Origin of the sequence: Leclercia sp. LSNIH8 (assembly GCF_002920195.1) — a bacterium.
Taxonomy (GTDB): domain Bacteria; phylum Pseudomonadota; class Gammaproteobacteria; order Enterobacterales; family Enterobacteriaceae; genus Enterobacter.
Map to the genome: position 1 here is coordinate 293,576 of NZ_PQJY01000002.1, position 16,481 is coordinate 310,056.

Consider the following 16,481-nt stretch of genomic DNA (forward strand, 5'->3'; position numbering starts at 1 on the left):
TCATAACCCTGCTTTCAAACTTGCTTCGATAAATTGGTCCAGGCTGCCATCCAGCACCGCCTGCGTGTTACGGGTTTCGACACCGGTACGCAGGTCTTTGATGCGGGAGTCATCAAGGACGTAAGAACGGATCTGGCTGCCCCAGCCGATATCAGACTTGTTATCTTCCATCGCCTGTTTCTCAGCATTTTTCTTTTGCATCTCCAGCTCATAAAGCTTCGCTTTCATCTGCTTCATGGCCTGGTCTTTGTTTTTATGCTGGGAACGGTCGTTCTGGCACTGTGTCACCAGACCGGTAGGGATGTGGGTAATACGCACCGCAGATTCCGTACGGTTAACGTGCTGACCACCCGCACCGGATGCGCGGTAGACGTCGATACGCAGATCTGCCGGGTTGATTTCGATGTCGATATCTTCGTCCACTTCCGGATAGACAAACGCGGAGCTGAACGAGGTATGACGGCGACCGCCGGAGTCGAACGGGCTCTTACGCACCAGACGGTGTACGCCGGTTTCAGTACGCAGCCAGCCGTAGGCATAATCGCCAATAATCTTGATGGTGACAGATTTCAGGCCTGCCACTTCGCCTTCAGACTCTTCGATAATCTCAGTCTTGAAGCCGCGGGCTTCAGCCCAACGCACATACATACGGGTCAGCATGCTGGCCCAGTCCTGGGCTTCTGTACCGCCGGAACCGGCCTGGATATCAAGGTAGCAGTCGGCGCTGTCGTACTCGCCGGAGAACATACGACGGAATTCCAGCTGTGCCAGCTTCTCTTCCAGCCCATCGAGCTCTGCGACAGCTTCGTTGAAGGTCTCTTCGTCGTCGGCCTCAACGGCCAGCTCCAGCAGCCCGGAAACATCATCCAGACCCTGCGCCATTTGATCCAGCGTATCTACGATAGCTTCGAGAGAGGAACGCTCTTTACCCAGCGCCTGTGCGCGTTCAGGTTCGTTCCAGACGTCCGGCTGTTCCAGCTCGGCGTTTACTTCTTCAAGACGCTCTTTCTTGGCATCGTAGTCAAAGATACCCCCTAAGAACGTCGGAGCGCTCGGTGAGGTCCTGAATGCGGTTTTTTACCGGATTAATTTCAAACATGGTCTGTTTTCTTTTATGGACGAGTAAAAATGCGGTGTAAGGGCGGAATTGTACCGGATTCACGCCCTTTTTTATAGCGGAATAGTGATGCTAAAGTGGCCAGATATGGTCGATGATGATTTGCAGGCTGCGGTTGCCGCGAAACTCGTTAATATCCAGTTTATAGGCCAGTTCGACTTCGCGTACGCCGTTATCAGGCCAGATTGTGGTATCCACGTTAAAAGCGATACCGTCCAGCAGCGGGCCGCCGCCAACCGGTTCTACCATCACCTTCAGATGCCGCTCACCCACCAGCCGCTGCTGCAGCAGGCGGAAACGTCCGTCAAACAGCGGCTCCGGGAACATCTGCCCCCACGGACCGGCGTCGCGCAGCATCTGCGCCACCTCCATGGTCATATCCGCCGGCGCCAGCGGGCCATCGGTGACCACTTCGCCCTGGAGCAGAGCCGGATCCAGCCAGTCGGTAACCAGCTCGCTGAACAGGCGCTGGAACTGGTCAAATTTCGCCTCTTCCAGCGACAGTCCTGCCGCCATGGCGTGGCCGCCAAATTTGATCATCAACCCCGGATGCAGCGTATGCAGGCGCTCCAGCGCGTCGCGCATGTGCAGCCCCTGAATCGAGCGGCCCGATCCTTTCAAGGTGCCGTCGCCGGCAGGGGCAAAGGCGATCACCGGGCGGTGAAAACGCTCTTTAATGCGCGAGGCGAGGATGCCCACCACCCCCTGATGCCACTCGGGGTGATACATCGCCAGCCCGCCGGGCAGCGAGTCGCCGCTGCGCTCCAGCTTTTCGCAGAGAATCAGGGCTTCGGCCTGCATCCCCTGCTCGATCTCTTTGCGGGTCTGGTTCAGCGCGTCCAGCTCGTTGGCCAGCACGCGCGCCTCGCCGATGTTATCGCACAGCAGCAGCGCCACCCCCACCGACATATCGTCCAGACGTCCGGCAGCGTTGAGACGCGGGCCAAGGGCAAAACCGAGATCGCTGGCGGCCAGCCGCAGCGGGTCCCGGTTAGAGATCTCCAGCAGCGCTTTAATACCCGGACGGCATTTTCCCGCCCGAATGCGGTTTAAGCCCTGCCAGGTGAGAATACGGTTATTGGCATCCAGCGGCACCACGTCCGCCACGGTGCCCAGCGCCACCAGATCGAGGAATTCCGCCAGATTAGGCGGCGCAATACCTTTAGCGTCAAACCATCCTTCATCACGCAGCCGTGTACGCAGCGCCAGCATCAGATAGAAGGCCACCCCCACTCCCGCCAGCGATTTCGAGGGGAAGTCGCAGTCGCGCAGGTTGGGGTTAATGATCGCTTCTGCCGCCGGTAAGGTATCGCCAGGCAGGTGGTGATCGGTGACCAGCACCGGGATGCCAAACTCATGCGCGCGCTCAACCCCGGCATGGGAGGAGATCCCGTTGTCTACCGTCAGGATCATCTGCGCACCGCGGGCGTGAGCCTGATCCACCACTTCCGGACTCAGGCCATAGCCATCCTCGAAGCGGTTCGGCACCAGATATGAGACGTTGTCGCACCCCATCGCCCGCAGGCTGAGCACGCTCAGCGCGGTACTGGTGGCACCATCGGCGTCAAAATCCCCCACCACAATGATGCGCGTCCCCTCCCGCAGGGCGTTGTACAGCAGCTCGGTGGCGCGTTCGACGCCGCTAAGCTGCTGCCAGGAGAGCATGCCCTTGACGCTGCGCTCAAGGTCATCTGCATTTCGCACACCACGGCTGGCATACAGCCGACGCAACAGCGGAGGGAGCGTCGCGGGTAACGCGGCGCTCTCGTCCACCTCACGACGACGAAGTTGTGTCGAAGATTTCACGCGAATTATTTACCACCAAACTGTTTCTGGTGCGCATCAAGGAAGGCTTTCATCTCTTTCGGCCCCTGGTAGCCCGGCACCACGTAGCCGTTGCTCAGCACGATCGCAGGCGTACCGGTCACACCAAACTGCACGCCCAGCGCGTAGTGATTGGCAATGTCGATGTCGCAGGAGGCAGGCTGAACGCCTTTACCGCTCATGGCATCATCAAAGGCTTTGTTGCGATCTTTCGCACACCAGATGGCCTTCATGTCCTGCTCAGGCTGGCTCTGAACGCCCGCACGCGGGAAGGGGAGATAACGCACGGTGATCCCCAGCGCGTTGTAGTCTTTCATCTCTTCATGCAGCTTGTGGCAATAGCCGCAGGTGATGTCGGTAAAGACGGTAATGACATGTTTTTCCTGCGCCGCTTTGTAGACGATCATCTCTTTTTCCAGCGCGTTCAGGTTTTTCATCAGCATCTGGTTAGTGACGTTAACCGGCTGTGCGCCGCTCACGTCGTACAGCGGTCCCTGGATAAAGTGCTTACCGTCTTCGGTCACATACAGCACGCCGCTGTTGGTCAGTACCGTTTTCATGCCCGCAACGGGCGCAGGCTGAATTTCGCTACTGGTAACACCGAGCTTCGCCAGAGACTGTTTAATGGCCGCATCGTCAGCATGCGCCAGACCGGATAATGACGCTGCCAGCAGAGAGAACAGCACTAAAGACTTTTTCATATTGGTTCCTGTTACAAGTCATCACGCACGTGGGTGATGCTGTTGGTGTAGCTGCCGCAGGCGTTCCGTCGCGACATGCGTGTAGATTTGCGTCGTTGACAGGTCACTGTGCCCAAGCAGCATCTGGACCACGCGCAGATCGGCGCCGTGATTCAGAAGATGGGTCGCAAACGCGTGACGCAGAACGTGCGGCGAAAGTTTTTCACTGTCGATACCCGCCAGTGTGGCGTAATGTTTGATGCGATGCCAGAAGGTTTGACGTGTCATTTGCTGTGCGCGCTGGCTGGGAAACAGCACGTCAATGGAGACACCGTTCAGCAACCACGGGCGGCCATGCTGAAGATAGTTCTCCAGCCAATAAACCGCCTCTTCGCCCAGCGGCACCAGACGCTCTTTATTGCCTTTACCGATCACCCGTACCACGCCCTGGCGCAGACTGATATCGCTCATCGTCAGCCCGACCAGTTCAGACACGCGTAATCCTGTGGCGTAAAGCACTTCGAGCATCGCTTTATCGCGTAACTCCAGCGGTTGGTCAACCACTGGCGACTGTAATAATCTCTCAACTTGTGCTTCGCTGAGATCTTTTGGCAGACGCTGGGGCAATTTTGGCGACGCCAGTGCCGCACTGGGATCATCAGGGCGTATCTTCTCGCGGTAAAGGTGCTGAAACAGACGCCGCATGGCGCTCAGCAGCCGCGCGGAACTGGTGGCTTTATATCCCCCTTCCATCCGCTCGGCAAGCAGCGCCTGCAAATTGTCGCTTTGGGCCGTGGTCAGAGAGAGATCATGATGGTGTAACCATGCCACCAGCATCGCCAGATCGCGTCGGTAGGCGCTGAGGGTATTCTCGGCAAGATTCTTCTCCAGCCAGAGCGCATCGAGAAACTGTTCGATGAGTGAGAGATCCTTTTCCACGTCCGCCTCTTTCGTTCTGCAATGGGGCATTATGCCTGAATGGGTCTTGTTTCTGGTACACTACTCGCAAAGTCATAGCAAGTATTGAGACATTTTAGCGATGAATATTGGTCTGTTTTATGGTTCCAGCACCTGCTACACCGAGATGGCCGCAGAGAAAATTCGCGACATTATCGGCCCGGAACTGGTCACCCTGCACAATCTCAAAGATGATGCCCCATCGATGATGGAGCAGTACGACGTGTTGATCCTCGGCATCCCGACCTGGGATTTCGGTGAACTGCAGGAAGACTGGGAAGCCATCTGGGATCAGCTCGACTCCCTGGCGCTTGAAGGCAAAATTATCGCGCTTTACGGCATGGGCGATCAGCTGGGCTACGGCGAGTGGTTCCTCGACGCGCTGGGGATGCTGCATGACAAGCTGGCACCGAAAGGGGTGACGTTCATTGGTTACTGGCCGACAGAAGGCTATGAGTTTACCAGCAAGAAACCGATTATCGCCGACGGAGAACTGTTTGTCGGATTGGCCCTGGATGAAACCAACCAGTACGACCTCAGTGAAGAGCGCCTGCAGAGCTGGTGCGAGCAAATCCTTGGCGAAATGGCGGAGCAGTTCAGCTAAACCACTACCGCCCCTGCGTTGGCTGGTGCGACATCATCCGACGCAGATCCCGCCACTCCGCTTCATCCATACTGTCTGCCGCCAGCCATAAATGATGGCAGCGTTGACCCGCGCCTTTGCGTAAGCGGAGCATCATGCCGGATTTCAGCATCCACGGCGTGCCGACAATTTCCCACTCGCTGTCTTGCCAGTGCAGACGGGAATCCATAAACAGTTTGATTTCACCCTGACGGGCGTTAATGCGCCGCTGACTGCGTACGCTATCAAACACCACCAGCGACAGCAGCATCAGCCATAACGGGGTGTAGCTCAGCGGCCACGGCATCAGAAGAATAACAGCCGCGACCAGGCCGTGGAGCAGAAGTGACATCCACTGGGCGCGCCATGAGACGCGTAGATCAGATTGCCACAGGACCACGTTCCTGATTCCGTGTCTGAATTAAAAGCACCATCCGTTGCAGCTCGGCGTCGGCAGGTTTGCCGTGATTCATCAACCAGTTAAATAAATCGGGATCGTCGTTCTCCAGCAGACGGACGAAGAGATGCTTATCCTCATCGCTCAGGCTGTCATATTCATATTCGAAGAACGGCATGATGGAGATATCGAGTTCGCGCATGCCGCGACGGCATGCCCAGTGAATGCGGGCTTTGTTATTAATGTCCATGTCTGATTCCTGCATAACGTTGAGTTCAGGCAGTGTTCCGTTCGTATCGGCAGAGAAACGTGCTCAACCGGGAAGAAACGGCTCTTAGTGTAACGTGTTTTTGCTGTTTCATTACTGGAATATTACGTTCCAGGAGCAGGCTTCCACAAAAAAACACAATAAATAAGCGTGTTCAGCTGTTTTGCGTAGCGTTACGCAGATTAGGCTAAGGGCACGAATAGCCTGTTGAAACCGCTTGCAATGGCTACAGTCTCTTTTACCATTAGGCATTATCAAAGCGTTAAGCAATTCAGGACATCAATATGGCATTTACACCCTTTTCTCCGCGCCAGCCTGTCGCCTCTGCGCGTCTGCCGCTGACGCTTATGACCCTTGATGACTGGGCGCTGGCAACCCTCGTCGGCGTGGACAGCGAAAAGTACCTGCAGGGCCAGGTGACCGCGGATGTCAGTCAGCTGACCGAACACCAGCATCTGCTGGCCGCGCACTGCGATCCGAAAGGCAAGATGTGGAGCAACCTGCGTCTCTTCCGTCGTCAGGATGGTTTTGCTCTGATCGAACGTCGTAGCCTGCGCGACGCCCAGCTCACCGAGCTGAAAAAGTATGCGGTATTCTCGAAAGTGACCATCGCGGCCGATGACGAGCTGGTGCTGCTGGGTGTGGCGGGCTTCCAGGCGCGCGCCGCGCTGAAAAACCTGTTCAGTGAACTGCCTGATGCAGAAAAACAGGTCACTAACGACGGGGCTACTTCGCTGCTATGGTTTGAACATCCGGCAGAGCGTTTCTTACTGGTAACCGATGTCGCTACCGCCGAGCGCGTGACCCAGGCCCTGCGTGGCGAAGCGCAGTTGAATAACAGCCAGCAGTGGCTGTCGCTGGACATTGAAGCGGGCATTCCGGTTATCGAGGCGGCCAACAGCGGGCAGTTTATCCCGCAGGCGACCAACCTGCAGGCGCTGGGCGGTATCAGCTTTAAAAAAGGCTGCTATACCGGTCAGGAGATGGTGGCACGTGCGAAGTTCCGCGGCGCCAACAAACGCGCGCTGTGGTATCTGGCGGGTAAAGCCAGCCGCGTACCGGAAGCCGGTGAAGATCTGGAGCTAAAAATGGGTGACAACTGGCGCCGTACCGGCACCGTGTTGGCTGCCGTTCAGCTTGACGATGGCCGCCTGCTGGTTCAGGCCGTGATGAATAATGATATGGAGCCAGACAGCGTCTTCCGCGTCCGTGAGGATGTGAATACATTAAGCATCGAGCCGCTGCCGTATTCGCTGGAAGAGTAACGCCTGTGAGTGCCGGGTGGCGGCTTCGCCTTACCCGGCCTACGGATTTTGTAGGCCCGTGCAAGCGAAGCGCCGCCGGGCAAAGCGGAATCAAACCTGCCCGACGTACAGATAAATCGCCAGGAAATGGCACACGCTGCCGCCCAGTACAAACCCGTGCCAGATAGCGTGGTTATAGGGGATGCGCTTGCAGACGTAAAAAATGACCCCCAGCGAATAGACAATTCCGCCCACCGCCAGCAATGTCACGCCGCCCGCCGCCAGTTTTACCGCCAGCTGATAGATCACAATCAGCGACAGCCAGCCCATGGTCAGATAGGTCACCAGTGACAGCACCTTAAAGCGGTGCGCGATGGTCAGCTTAAACAGGATCCCCAGCAGCGCCAGGCTCCAGATAACAATCATCAACCCGCGCGCCAGGGGTGAATCCAGCCCCACGAGCAAAAACGGCGTATAGGTTCCGGCAATCAGCAGATAGATGGCGCAGTGGTCGAATTTCTTCAGCCAGATCTTGGCCCGCTGATGGGGAATGGCGTGGTAAAGGGTGGAGGCCAAAAACAGCAGGATCATACTCCCGCCGTAGAGGCTGTAACTGGTGATCGCCAGCGTGCTGGCGTTAGTGTCGACGGCCTGCACCAGCAGCAACACGAGCCCAACGATGCCAAACACCAGGCCAATACCGTGGCTAATGCTGTTGGCTATCTCTTCAGCCAGCGAATATCCCTGTGTGGTTAATGGTTTGCTAACCATAGATAACTCCGGGAAAACAAAAGTGAATAATGTCTCGCTGTCTATGCTAACTGAGAACGATTCCAGTGAACACCTGTTAGCTAAAATAAATATCAGTTTAAAATTTATTTATTACAATCATAAGGTTGAGGGGTTATTTCGGCTAACGACCGTTCACACAAAAACTCAAAGGCATTTAAATTCAATGACATAAAACTGATGCTGGTTCGGGTAAATGTCTGTAATTACCCGCTTCAGTTCGTCCAGGGACATGTTCTCCTGTTGAGCATGTTTTACACTCAGCGTATCGAGCGTGACCGTGGACGTGCCTGTAACCTCAATGGTGCAGAAGTAGCCGTTATCTTCATAACGCCCCACCCGCAGCACATCGCCCGCTTTGAAATGTGATTCGCTCTCATCGCGGAGAGTAATGGTCTTACGTCCGGCCAGAATGTCATCCTGAAAGCGCTGAAAAAAAGTAATGTCGTTTGGCTGCATGTTATTATTCCCTGAAGATGAAGTCTGATGAGTGAGTTTAGCCCCAGTGAGCATGTTCTCCCATTCCGCCATTGCCAGTCTCAACAACCTGGAGATGATGGTCTACAACACCGTCATTAAAAACCGCGATCGGGTGATGTACATGACCATTCGCGAACTGGCGGATGCGGCGGGGGTCTCCACCACCACCGTGCTGCGTTTTTGCCGCAAGTTGAGCTGCGATGGCTATTCGGAGTTCCGCGTACGGTTTAAATTATACCTTAAGCAAAACGAACCGCAGCAGGCTAATTTTGGCGCCAGTGAGATTATCAGTTTTTTCAAAAGCGTAAACAACGACGAATTTGACGCGCTATTAAATAACGCCGTGGATATTATATTATCCTCGGAACGTATTATATTTGTCGGCGCGGGAACTTCAGGCTCGCTGGCAAAATATGGCGCGCGCTTCTTTTCCAATATTGGAAAATTCAGCAACCATATCGACGACCCTTATTTCCCGGTCACCAACGATATGGCGAAAAACGCGCTGGCGATTGTGCTCTCAGTCTCGGGCGAAACCGAAGAGATCCTGCGCTTCGCCAGTCAGTTCAGCCTGCATCACTGCAAGGTGCTCTCTATCACCAGCCACGAACATTCTCGCCTGGCGAAACTGGCGGACTTCAATCTCTCCTGGCACGTGCCGCAAACCCGCGTCGGCGGCGTCTACGATATTACCACGCAGATTCCAGTGATTTATATTCTTGAATCACTGGGGCGCAAACTGGCGAAGAAATTAACGGAATAAAACACCCTGTTTTTTCGGTGTGACATATTACAACTCTCACGAATTGTTATATCGTGACATTTTATTCCCCTTTGTTAGACTCAAAAACAATAGCAATAAATGAGATTAGCAAAGATGAAAAAACTCACCTTACCAAAAGACTTTTTATGGGGCGGCGCGGTTGCGGCGCATCAGGTTGAAGGCGGCTGGAACAAAGGCGGCAAAGGCCCGAGCATTTGTGACGTGCTGACCGGCGGCGCGCACGGCGTACCGCGTGAAATCACCCAGGAGGTGGTGGATGGCAAATACTACCCTAACCACGAGGCCATCGACTTCCACGGTCACTATAAAGAAGATATCAAGCTGTTTGCCGAGATGGGCTTCAAATGCTTCCGCACCTCCATCGCCTGGACCCGTATCTTTCCGAAAGGTGACGAAACCCAGCCCAACGAAGAGGGGCTGAAGTTCTATGATGATATGTTCGATGAGCTGCTGAAGTACAACATCGAGCCGGTCATCACCCTCTCCCACTTCGAAATGCCGCTGCACCTGGTGCAGGAGTACGGCGGCTGGACCAACCGTAAGGTGGTCGATTTCTTCGTCAACTTCGCCGAAGTGGTCTTTGAGCGCTACAAGAGCAAGGTCAAGTACTGGATGACCTTCAACGAAATCAACAACCAGCGTAACTGGCGCGCCCCGCTGTTCGGCTACTGCTGCTCCGGGGTGGTCTATACCGAGCATCAAAACCCGGAAGAGACCATGTACCAGGTGCTGCATCACCAGTTCGTGGCCAGCGCCCTGGCGGTGAAAGCCGCCCGTCGCATCAACCCGGAGATGAAAGTCGGCTGCATGCTGGCAATGGTGGCGCTCTATCCTTACTCCTGCAAACCAGAAGATGTGATGTTTGCCCAGGAATCGATGCGTGAACGCTATGTCTTTACCGACGTGCAGCTGCGGGGTTACTACCCGTCCTACGTGCTGAATGAGTGGGAGCGCCGCGGTTTCACCATCAATATGGAACCGGGCGACGAGCAGATCCTGCGCGAAGGCACCTGTGACTATCTGGGCTTCAGCTATTACATGACCAACGCGGTGAAAGCGGAAGGCGGCACCGGCGATGCGATCTCCGGCTTTGAAGGCAGCGTGCCGAACCCGCACGTGAAAGCATCGGACTGGGGCTGGCAGATTGACCCGGTGGGCCTGCGTTACTCCCTGTGCGAACTCTATGAGCGCTATCAGAAGCCGCTGTTTATCGTGGAAAACGGCTTTGGCGCGTACGACAAAGTGGAAGAGGACGGCAGCATCAATGATGACTACCGCATCGACTACCTGCGCGCGCACGTGGAAGAGATGATGAAAGCGGTCACTTACGATGGTGTGGATCTGATGGGCTACACCCCGTGGGGCTGCATCGACTGTGTGTCGTTCACCACCGGCCAGTACAGCAAACGTTACGGCTTTATCTATGTGAACAAGCACGACGACGGCACCGGCGACATGTCCCGTTCGCGTAAGAAGAGCTTTGAGTGGTACAAAAAAGTGATCGCCAGCAACGGCGAGACGCTTTAATCCGGCCTTGCCGGGCGGCGCTGCGCTTGCACCGGCCTACAGCGATCGTAGGCCCGGTAAGCGTAGCGCCACCGGGCGTTACTTCCCGCCCGCTAACTCAATAAAACTGCCCGTCACGTACGAGGCTTTCTCGCTCAGCAGCCAGACAATCGCCTGCGCCACCTCTTCCGGCTGGCCGCCGCGCTGCATCGGCAGCATCGACTTCACCCGATCCACCCGCCCCGGTTCACCGCCGGAGGCATGAATGTCGGTATAAATCAGCCCCGGACGCACGCAGTTAACCCGGATGCCCTGGGCCGCCACTTCCAGCGACAGCCCGGTCGTCAGGGAGTCCACCGCCCCTTTCGATGCCGCGTAATCCACATACTCCCCCGGTGCGCCGAGTCGCGAGGCCGCAGAAGAGACGTTTACAATCGCCCCGCCTTTCCCGCCATGTTTCAGCGACATGCGTTTCACCGCTTCGCGGCAGCAGAGGAAATACCCGGTCACGTTGGTGGCCAGCACGCGGTTAATCCGCTCGGCGGAGAGGTTCTCAATGGTGCTCTGCTCGAAGAGAATCCCGGCGTTGTTGACCAGCGCGGCGAGGGGCTCCCCTTCGCGATCGAGGCTGTCAAACATCGCCATGACCTGCGCTTCGTCGCTGATATCCGCGCGCAGGGCAAAGGCTCTGCCGCCCTCTTCTATAATCTGATTGATCACGTCGGTGGCGGCGCTGATGTTGTGGTGATAATTCACCGCCACGTTATAACCCACACGCGCCAGCTCAAGCGCCGTCGCTTTGCCAATCCCACGGCTGGCGCCGGTGACTAATGCGATTGCCATCTACAACCTCCGGATAAAAAAAAGCCGGGTGGCGCTGACGCTTACCCGGCCTACAGTATGACAGAAAGATTACTGGTATTCGCTCATCGGCACACAGGAGCAGAACAGGTTACGGTCGCCGTAAACGTCATCAAGACGCTTCACGGTCGGCCAGTACTTGTTGGCTACGCCTGCCGGGAAGACCGCCAGTTCGCGGGTGTAACCGTGGTTCCACTCTGCTACCAGTTCGTTCTGGGTATGCGGCGCGTTAACCAGCGGGTTATCTTCCAGGGTCCACTCCCCGGCCTTCACGCGGTCGATTTCACTGCGGATCGCCAGCATCGCATCGATAAAGCGGTCCAGTTCAACTTTGCTTTCGGACTCGGTTGGTTCAACCATCAGCGTACCCGCAACCGGGAACGACATGGTCGGGGCGTGGAAGCCGTAGTCGATCAGACGCTTGGCGATATCTAGCTCGCTAATACCGGTCTCTTCTTTCAGAGGACGAATATCGAGGATGCACTCGTGCGCCACGCGACCATCACGGCCGGTGTAGAGCACCGGATAGGCATCTTTCAGACGCGTCGCGATGTAGTTGGCATTCAGGATCGCCACCTGGCTGGCCTGCTTCAGCCCTTCCGCGCCCATCATGCGGATATACATCCAGCTGATTGGCAGAATAGAGGCGCTGCCGAACGGTGCCGCAGAGACCGCGCCCTGACGGGTCAGCATGCCTTCGATCTGCACCACGCTGTGGCCCGGAACAAACGGCGCCAGGTGCGCTTTCACACCGATTGGGCCCATGCCCGGACCGCCACCGCCGTGCGGAATGCAGAAGGTTTTGTGCAGGTTCAGGTGCGACACGTCCGCGCCGATAAAGCCTGGCGTGGTGATCCCCACCTGGGCGTTCATGTTGGCGCCATCGAGGTAAACCTGGCCGCCATACTGGTGCACGATTTCGCACACTTCGCGGATGGTCTCTTCATACACGCCGTGAGTGGACGGATAGGTGACCATGATGCAGGAGAGCTTATCGCCGGTCTGTTCCGCTTTCGCACGCAGGTCAGCCAGATCGATGTTGCCGTTTTTATCGCAGGCCACCACCACCACTTCCATCCCTGCCATCTGGGCCGATGCCGGGTTGGTGCCGTGGGCGGAGCTTGGGATCAGGCAGATATCACGATGCCCTTCGTTACGGCTCTCGTGGTAATGGCGGATCGCCAGCAGACCTGCGTATTCACCCTGGGCGCCGGAGTTTGGCTGCATGCAGAGTGCGTCGTAGCCGGTCAGTTTCACCAGCCAGTCGGAGAGCTGGTTGATCATCTGATGAAATCCTTCCGCCTGATCGGCCGGGCAGAATGGGTGCAGTTCAGCGAATTCCGGCCAGGTGATGGGGATCATCTCAGCGGCGGCGTTCAGCTTCATGGTGCAGGAGCCCAGCGGGATCATCGCCTGGTTCAGGGCCAGATCTTTGCGCTCCAGAGAATGCATATAGCGCATCATCTCGGTTTCGCTGTGATAGCGGTTAAAGACCGGATGCGTCAGGATCGCGTCATCGCGCAGCATGCTCGCCTGAATGGAGCGGCTGTCGTGCGCCACCTCTTTATCGAGGGTATCCACGTCCAGACCGTGGTCTTCACCCAGCAGAACGTTGAAGAGCACCTGCAGATCGTCACGGGTGGTGGTCTCATCCAGGGTGATGCTGACCGCATTCAGGATATCGCTGCGCAGGTTAATCTCTGCCGCTTCTGCGCGTGCCAGCACGGTCGCTTTGTCGGCCACGTCAACGCACAGGGTATCGAAGAAGTGGGCGTGACGCAGTTTTTGACCTTTCTGCTGCAGGCCACAGGCGAGAATATCGGCCAGGCGATGAATGCGGCTGGCGATACGCTTCAGGCCAACCGGGCCATGGAAGACCGCATAAAGGCTGGCGATGTTGGCCAGCAGTACCTGAGAGGTACAGATGTTGGAGTTCGCTTTCTCACGGCGGATGTGCTGCTCGCGAGTCTGCATCGCCATGCGCAGGGCGGTGTTGCCGGCGGCATCTTTCGATACGCCAATAATACGGCCTGGCATGGAGCGTTTGAATTCATCTTTAGCGGCGAAGAAGGCCGCGTGCGGGCCGCCGTAGCCCATCGGTACGCCGAAGCGTTGCGCGGAGCCGAAGACGATATCCGCACCCTGTTTGCCCGGGGCGGTTAACAACACCAGCGCCATAAAATCGGCCGCCACGCTGACGACAATTTTGCGCCCTTTCAGCTCGGCAATCAGTTTGGCGTAATCGTGCACTTCACCGGTGGTGCCAACCTGCTGCAACAGCACGCCGAACACATCCTGGTGATCCAGCACTTTCTCAGCATCATCAACGATCACTTCAAAGCCAAAGGTCTCTGCACGGGTACGTACCACGTCAAGGGTTTGCGGATGAACGTCGGCTGCGACGAAGAAGCGGTTTGCGCCCTTCAGTTTGCTGACGCGTTTTGCCATCGCCATCGCTTCTGCGGCGGCAGTGGCTTCATCCAGCAGGGACGCAGAGGCGATGTCCAGACCGGTCAGATCCAGCGTCACCTGCTGGAAGTTGAGCAGCGCTTCCAGACGGCCCTGAGAGACTTCCGGCTGATAAGGGGTGTACGCGGTGTACCAGCCCGGGTTTTCCAGCATGTTGCGCAGGATCACCGGCGGTAACTGCACGTTGGTGTAGCCCATGCCAATGTAAGACTTAAAGCGCTTGTTCAGGCTGGCAATGCCTTTCAGTTCCGCCAGGGCGGCATATTCAGTGGTCGATTCCCCCACCTGCGGCGGCGTGTCGAGCTGAATATCCTTTGGCACGATCTGGCCGATCAAGGCGTTGAGCGAATCCGCGCCAACCGTCTTCAGCATCTCCTGCTGTTGCTGAGCATCCGGCCCAATGTGACGTTCGATGAAGGCGCCACGGTTTTCAAGCTGGCTTAAAGTCTGTGTCATGAGCGATGGTTCCTGAAACGTGCAGTGAATCGTAGTTGTCTGTAACTCTGTTGCCCGGTGGCGCTAACGCTTACCGGGCCTACGTTGTTCTGGAGGCCGGATAAGCGCAGCGCCATCCGGCACAACATTATTCGTCTTCCAGTAAGGCTTCGTACGCGGTGGCATCCAGCAGGGCGGCAACTTCCGCTTCGTCGCTGGCTTTGATTTTAAAGATCCAGCCTTCGCCGTAAGGCTCGCTGTTGACCAGCTCCGGGGAGTCGCTCAGGGCGTCGTTAACCGCCACGATTTCACCGCCCACTGGCGCATAGATATCAGAAGCGGCTTTAACAGATTCCGCCACCGCACAGTCGTCGCCCGCAGTCACGGTCGCGCCCACTTCCGGCAGATCCACAAAGACCATGTCACCTAACAGCTCCTGAGCATGTTCGGTGATCCCAACGGTATAGGTGCCGTCGGCTTCTTTGCGCAGCCACTCGTGTTCTTTGCTGTATTTCAGTTCTGCTGGCACATTGCTCATTGAATTTCTCCTGATAAAAATAATTAGGCGACCGGTTTACCGGCGCGAACAAAAATCGGTTTGGTCACGCGGACCGGCATTTCGCGGTTGCGGATCTGCACCACGGCCGTCTCGCCAATGCCCGCCGGCACACGCGCCAGCGCAATACTGTAACCCAGCGTCGGGGAGAAGGTGCCGCTGGTGATAATGCCTTCGCAGTGGTTGCCATTGGCATCGGTGAAACGTACCGGCAGTTCACCGCGCAGCACGCCTTTCTCGGTCATTACCAGGCCAACCAGCTGTTCGGTGCCCTTCTCACGCTGCTGTTCCAGCACTTCACGACCGATAAAATCGCGATCGGCCGGTTCCCAGGCAATGGTCCAGCCCATGTTAGCCGCCAGCGGAGAGACGCCTTCGTCCATCTCCTGGCCATACAAATTCATACCGGCTTCCAGACGCAGCGTATCGCGCGCGCCCAGACCTGCCGGCTTAACGCCCGCTTCCACCAGCGCACGCCAGAAGTCAGCCGCTTTTTCGTTCGGCATGGCAATTTCATAGCCCGCTTCACCGGTGTAGCCGGTAGTCGCCACAAAGAGATCGCCCGCCTGCACGCCAAAGAACGGCTTCATGCCTTCGGTGGCTTTGCGCTGTTCGTCGTTAAACAGGGAGGCGGCTTTCGCCTGAGCATTTGGCCCCTGCACCGCAATCAGCGACAGGTCGTCACGCACGGTGATGTCGATGCCGTAAGGTTCAGCGTGTTGGGTGATCCAGGAGAGGTCTTTTTCGCGGGTGGCGGAGTTTACAACGAGGCGGAAGAAATCTTCAGAGAGGTAATAGACAATCAGGTCGTCAATGACGCCGCCGGAGGCATTCAGCATGCCGGTATAGAGCGCTTTACCCGGCGTCTTCAGTTTGGCGACGTCGTTTGCCAGCAGATAACGCAGAAACTCCCGGGTGCGGCTGCCGTGCAGATCGACAATGGTCATATGCGAGACGTCGAACATACCGGCATCGGTGCGCACCGCATGATGCTCATCAATCTGCGAACCATAATGCAGCGGCATCATCCAGCCATGGAAATCGACCATACGTGCACCGCATAAGGTGTGTTGTTCATACAAAGGCGTCTGTTGAGCCATCTTATCCTCGTTGAATGAGCTGGGCTGTCTTGCGTTTCATGGCGAAAAATTCACCACAAAACCCGGCATCGGCATCGCTCCCGGACACCGACGCAAACGTTCTCTTTTACCTGAACTTACCACCGAAAACGGTGGTTAACCATAAGGCAAAATGGGTCATCACATTAGCTTATGGTCAAAAAAGCCAGCAAAGCGTACAGAATTATTCACTGCAAAAATGCGAATCATTCCGCACAAACGCAAAGGCAATAAGAGAAGATTTAGCACGGACTGATATTTACTGCGGAAAAATGCGCGAAATTTCCGTAACATAAAAATAGTCAGATTAGTTAATCTAATGCGAAAAAGACGGTGAAATTAGATTATTTCAAACGAGGGAGATCCCCCGGCCT

General features: G+C 56.3%; 16 protein-coding genes. 4 read left to right on the plus strand and 12 right to left on the minus strand.

Going from position 1 to position 16,481, the window contains the following annotated elements:
* The 4 genes from prfB to xerD all read right to left on the minus strand — a co-directional run bounded on the left by prfB (position 1) and on the right by xerD (position 4,590).
* A protein-coding gene (prfB, locus tag C3406_RS06225; RefSeq protein WP_103822765.1) for a peptide chain release factor 2 occupies positions 1-1,099 on the minus strand; the annotation gives its coding sequence in 2 pieces (ribosomal slippage) (positions 1-1,023 and positions 1,025-1,099; 1,098 coding nt in all).
* 90 nt (positions 1,100-1,189) lie between these two features.
* A complete protein-coding gene (gene recJ / locus C3406_RS06230; RefSeq protein WP_103822766.1) occupies positions 1,190-2,923 on the minus strand; it encodes a single-stranded-DNA-specific exonuclease RecJ in 1,734 nt (577 codons plus the stop codon).
* Positions 2,924-2,928: 5 nt separating this feature from the next.
* Positions 2,929-3,642, minus strand: a complete 714-nt coding sequence (gene dsbC / locus C3406_RS06235) for a bifunctional protein-disulfide isomerase/oxidoreductase DsbC (protein ID WP_103822767.1) — start codon at positions 3,640-3,642, stop codon at positions 2,929-2,931.
* Between the two features lie 21 nt (positions 3,643-3,663).
* Positions 3,664-4,590: a site-specific tyrosine recombinase XerD gene (gene xerD / locus C3406_RS06240; RefSeq protein WP_255584722.1), complete on the minus strand. Its 927-nt coding sequence runs from the start codon at positions 4,588-4,590 to the stop codon at positions 3,664-3,666.
* Between the two features lie 70 nt (positions 4,591-4,660).
* On the opposite strand from xerD, the gene fldB reads away from it, so the two are divergent.
* Positions 4,661-5,182, plus strand: a complete 522-nt coding sequence (gene fldB / locus C3406_RS06245; protein ID WP_103176873.1) for a flavodoxin FldB — start codon at positions 4,661-4,663, stop codon at positions 5,180-5,182.
* Positions 5,183-5,186: 4 nt separating this feature from the next.
* Here the strand turns inward: fldB and C3406_RS06250 are convergent, their stop codons facing one another.
* Together C3406_RS06250 and sdhE are read right to left on the minus strand one after the other, a co-directional pair.
* Positions 5,187-5,600 carry a protein YgfX gene (locus C3406_RS06250; RefSeq protein WP_103822769.1) on the minus strand — a complete coding sequence of 138 codons (414 nt, stop codon included), beginning with the start codon at positions 5,598-5,600 and terminating at the stop codon, positions 5,187-5,189.
* Positions 5,581-5,847 carry an FAD assembly factor SdhE gene (sdhE, locus tag C3406_RS06255; RefSeq protein WP_103176875.1) on the minus strand — a complete coding sequence of 89 codons (267 nt, stop codon included), beginning with the start codon at positions 5,845-5,847 and terminating at the stop codon, positions 5,581-5,583. Before sdhE ends, C3406_RS06250 begins: the two co-directional genes overlap by 20 nt.
* Before the next feature lie 302 nt (positions 5,848-6,149).
* Between sdhE and ygfZ the strand changes: the two genes are divergently transcribed.
* Complete coding sequence (gene ygfZ, locus C3406_RS06260) at positions 6,150-7,130, plus strand: tRNA-modifying protein YgfZ (RefSeq protein WP_103822770.1); 981 nt, start codon at positions 6,150-6,152, stop codon at positions 7,128-7,130.
* A gap of 90 nt (positions 7,131-7,220) precedes the next feature.
* Here the strand turns inward: ygfZ and trhA are convergent, their stop codons facing one another.
* Together trhA and yqfB are read right to left on the minus strand one after the other, a co-directional pair.
* Complete coding sequence (gene trhA / locus C3406_RS06265; RefSeq protein WP_103176877.1) at positions 7,221-7,880, minus strand: PAQR family membrane homeostasis protein TrhA; 660 nt, start codon at positions 7,878-7,880, stop codon at positions 7,221-7,223.
* A 165-nt stretch (positions 7,881-8,045) separates the two neighbouring features.
* Complete coding sequence (gene yqfB / locus C3406_RS06270) at positions 8,046-8,357, minus strand: N(4)-acetylcytidine aminohydrolase (RefSeq protein WP_103822771.1); 312 nt, start codon at positions 8,355-8,357, stop codon at positions 8,046-8,048.
* Between the two features lie 52 nt (positions 8,358-8,409).
* Here yqfB and C3406_RS06275 point away from each other — a divergent pair, with 52 nt between their 5' ends.
* Positions 8,410-9,141, plus strand: a complete 732-nt coding sequence (locus C3406_RS06275; RefSeq protein WP_103822772.1) for a MurR/RpiR family transcriptional regulator — start codon at positions 8,410-8,412, stop codon at positions 9,139-9,141.
* A gap of 114 nt (positions 9,142-9,255) precedes the next feature.
* Entirely contained in the window at positions 9,256-10,689 is a 1,434-nt protein-coding gene (bglA, locus tag C3406_RS06280; protein ID WP_103822773.1) for a 6-phospho-beta-glucosidase BglA, read from the plus strand.
* A gap of 78 nt (positions 10,690-10,767) precedes the next feature.
* On the opposite strand, the gene C3406_RS06285 is transcribed toward bglA, so the two are convergent.
* The 4 genes from C3406_RS06285 to gcvT all read right to left on the minus strand — a co-directional run bounded on the left by C3406_RS06285 (position 10,768) and on the right by gcvT (position 16,089).
* On the minus strand, positions 10,768-11,511 hold the full coding sequence (locus C3406_RS06285; RefSeq protein WP_103822774.1) for an SDR family oxidoreductase: 744 nt from the start codon (positions 11,509-11,511) through the stop codon (positions 10,768-10,770).
* A 69-nt stretch (positions 11,512-11,580) separates the two neighbouring features.
* Positions 11,581-14,454 (minus strand): aminomethyl-transferring glycine dehydrogenase, encoded by a 2,874-nt coding sequence (gene gcvP, locus C3406_RS06290; RefSeq protein WP_103822775.1) that lies wholly within the window; start codon positions 14,452-14,454, stop codon positions 11,581-11,583.
* A gap of 127 nt (positions 14,455-14,581) precedes the next feature.
* Positions 14,582-14,971, minus strand: a complete 390-nt coding sequence (gene gcvH / locus C3406_RS06295; RefSeq protein ID WP_039029826.1) for a glycine cleavage system protein GcvH — start codon at positions 14,969-14,971, stop codon at positions 14,582-14,584.
* Positions 14,972-14,994: 23 nt separating this feature from the next.
* Positions 14,995-16,089 (minus strand): glycine cleavage system aminomethyltransferase GcvT, encoded by a 1,095-nt coding sequence (gcvT, locus tag C3406_RS06300; RefSeq protein WP_103822776.1) that lies wholly within the window; start codon positions 16,087-16,089, stop codon positions 14,995-14,997.
* Positions 16,090-16,481: the final 392 nt, after the last annotated feature.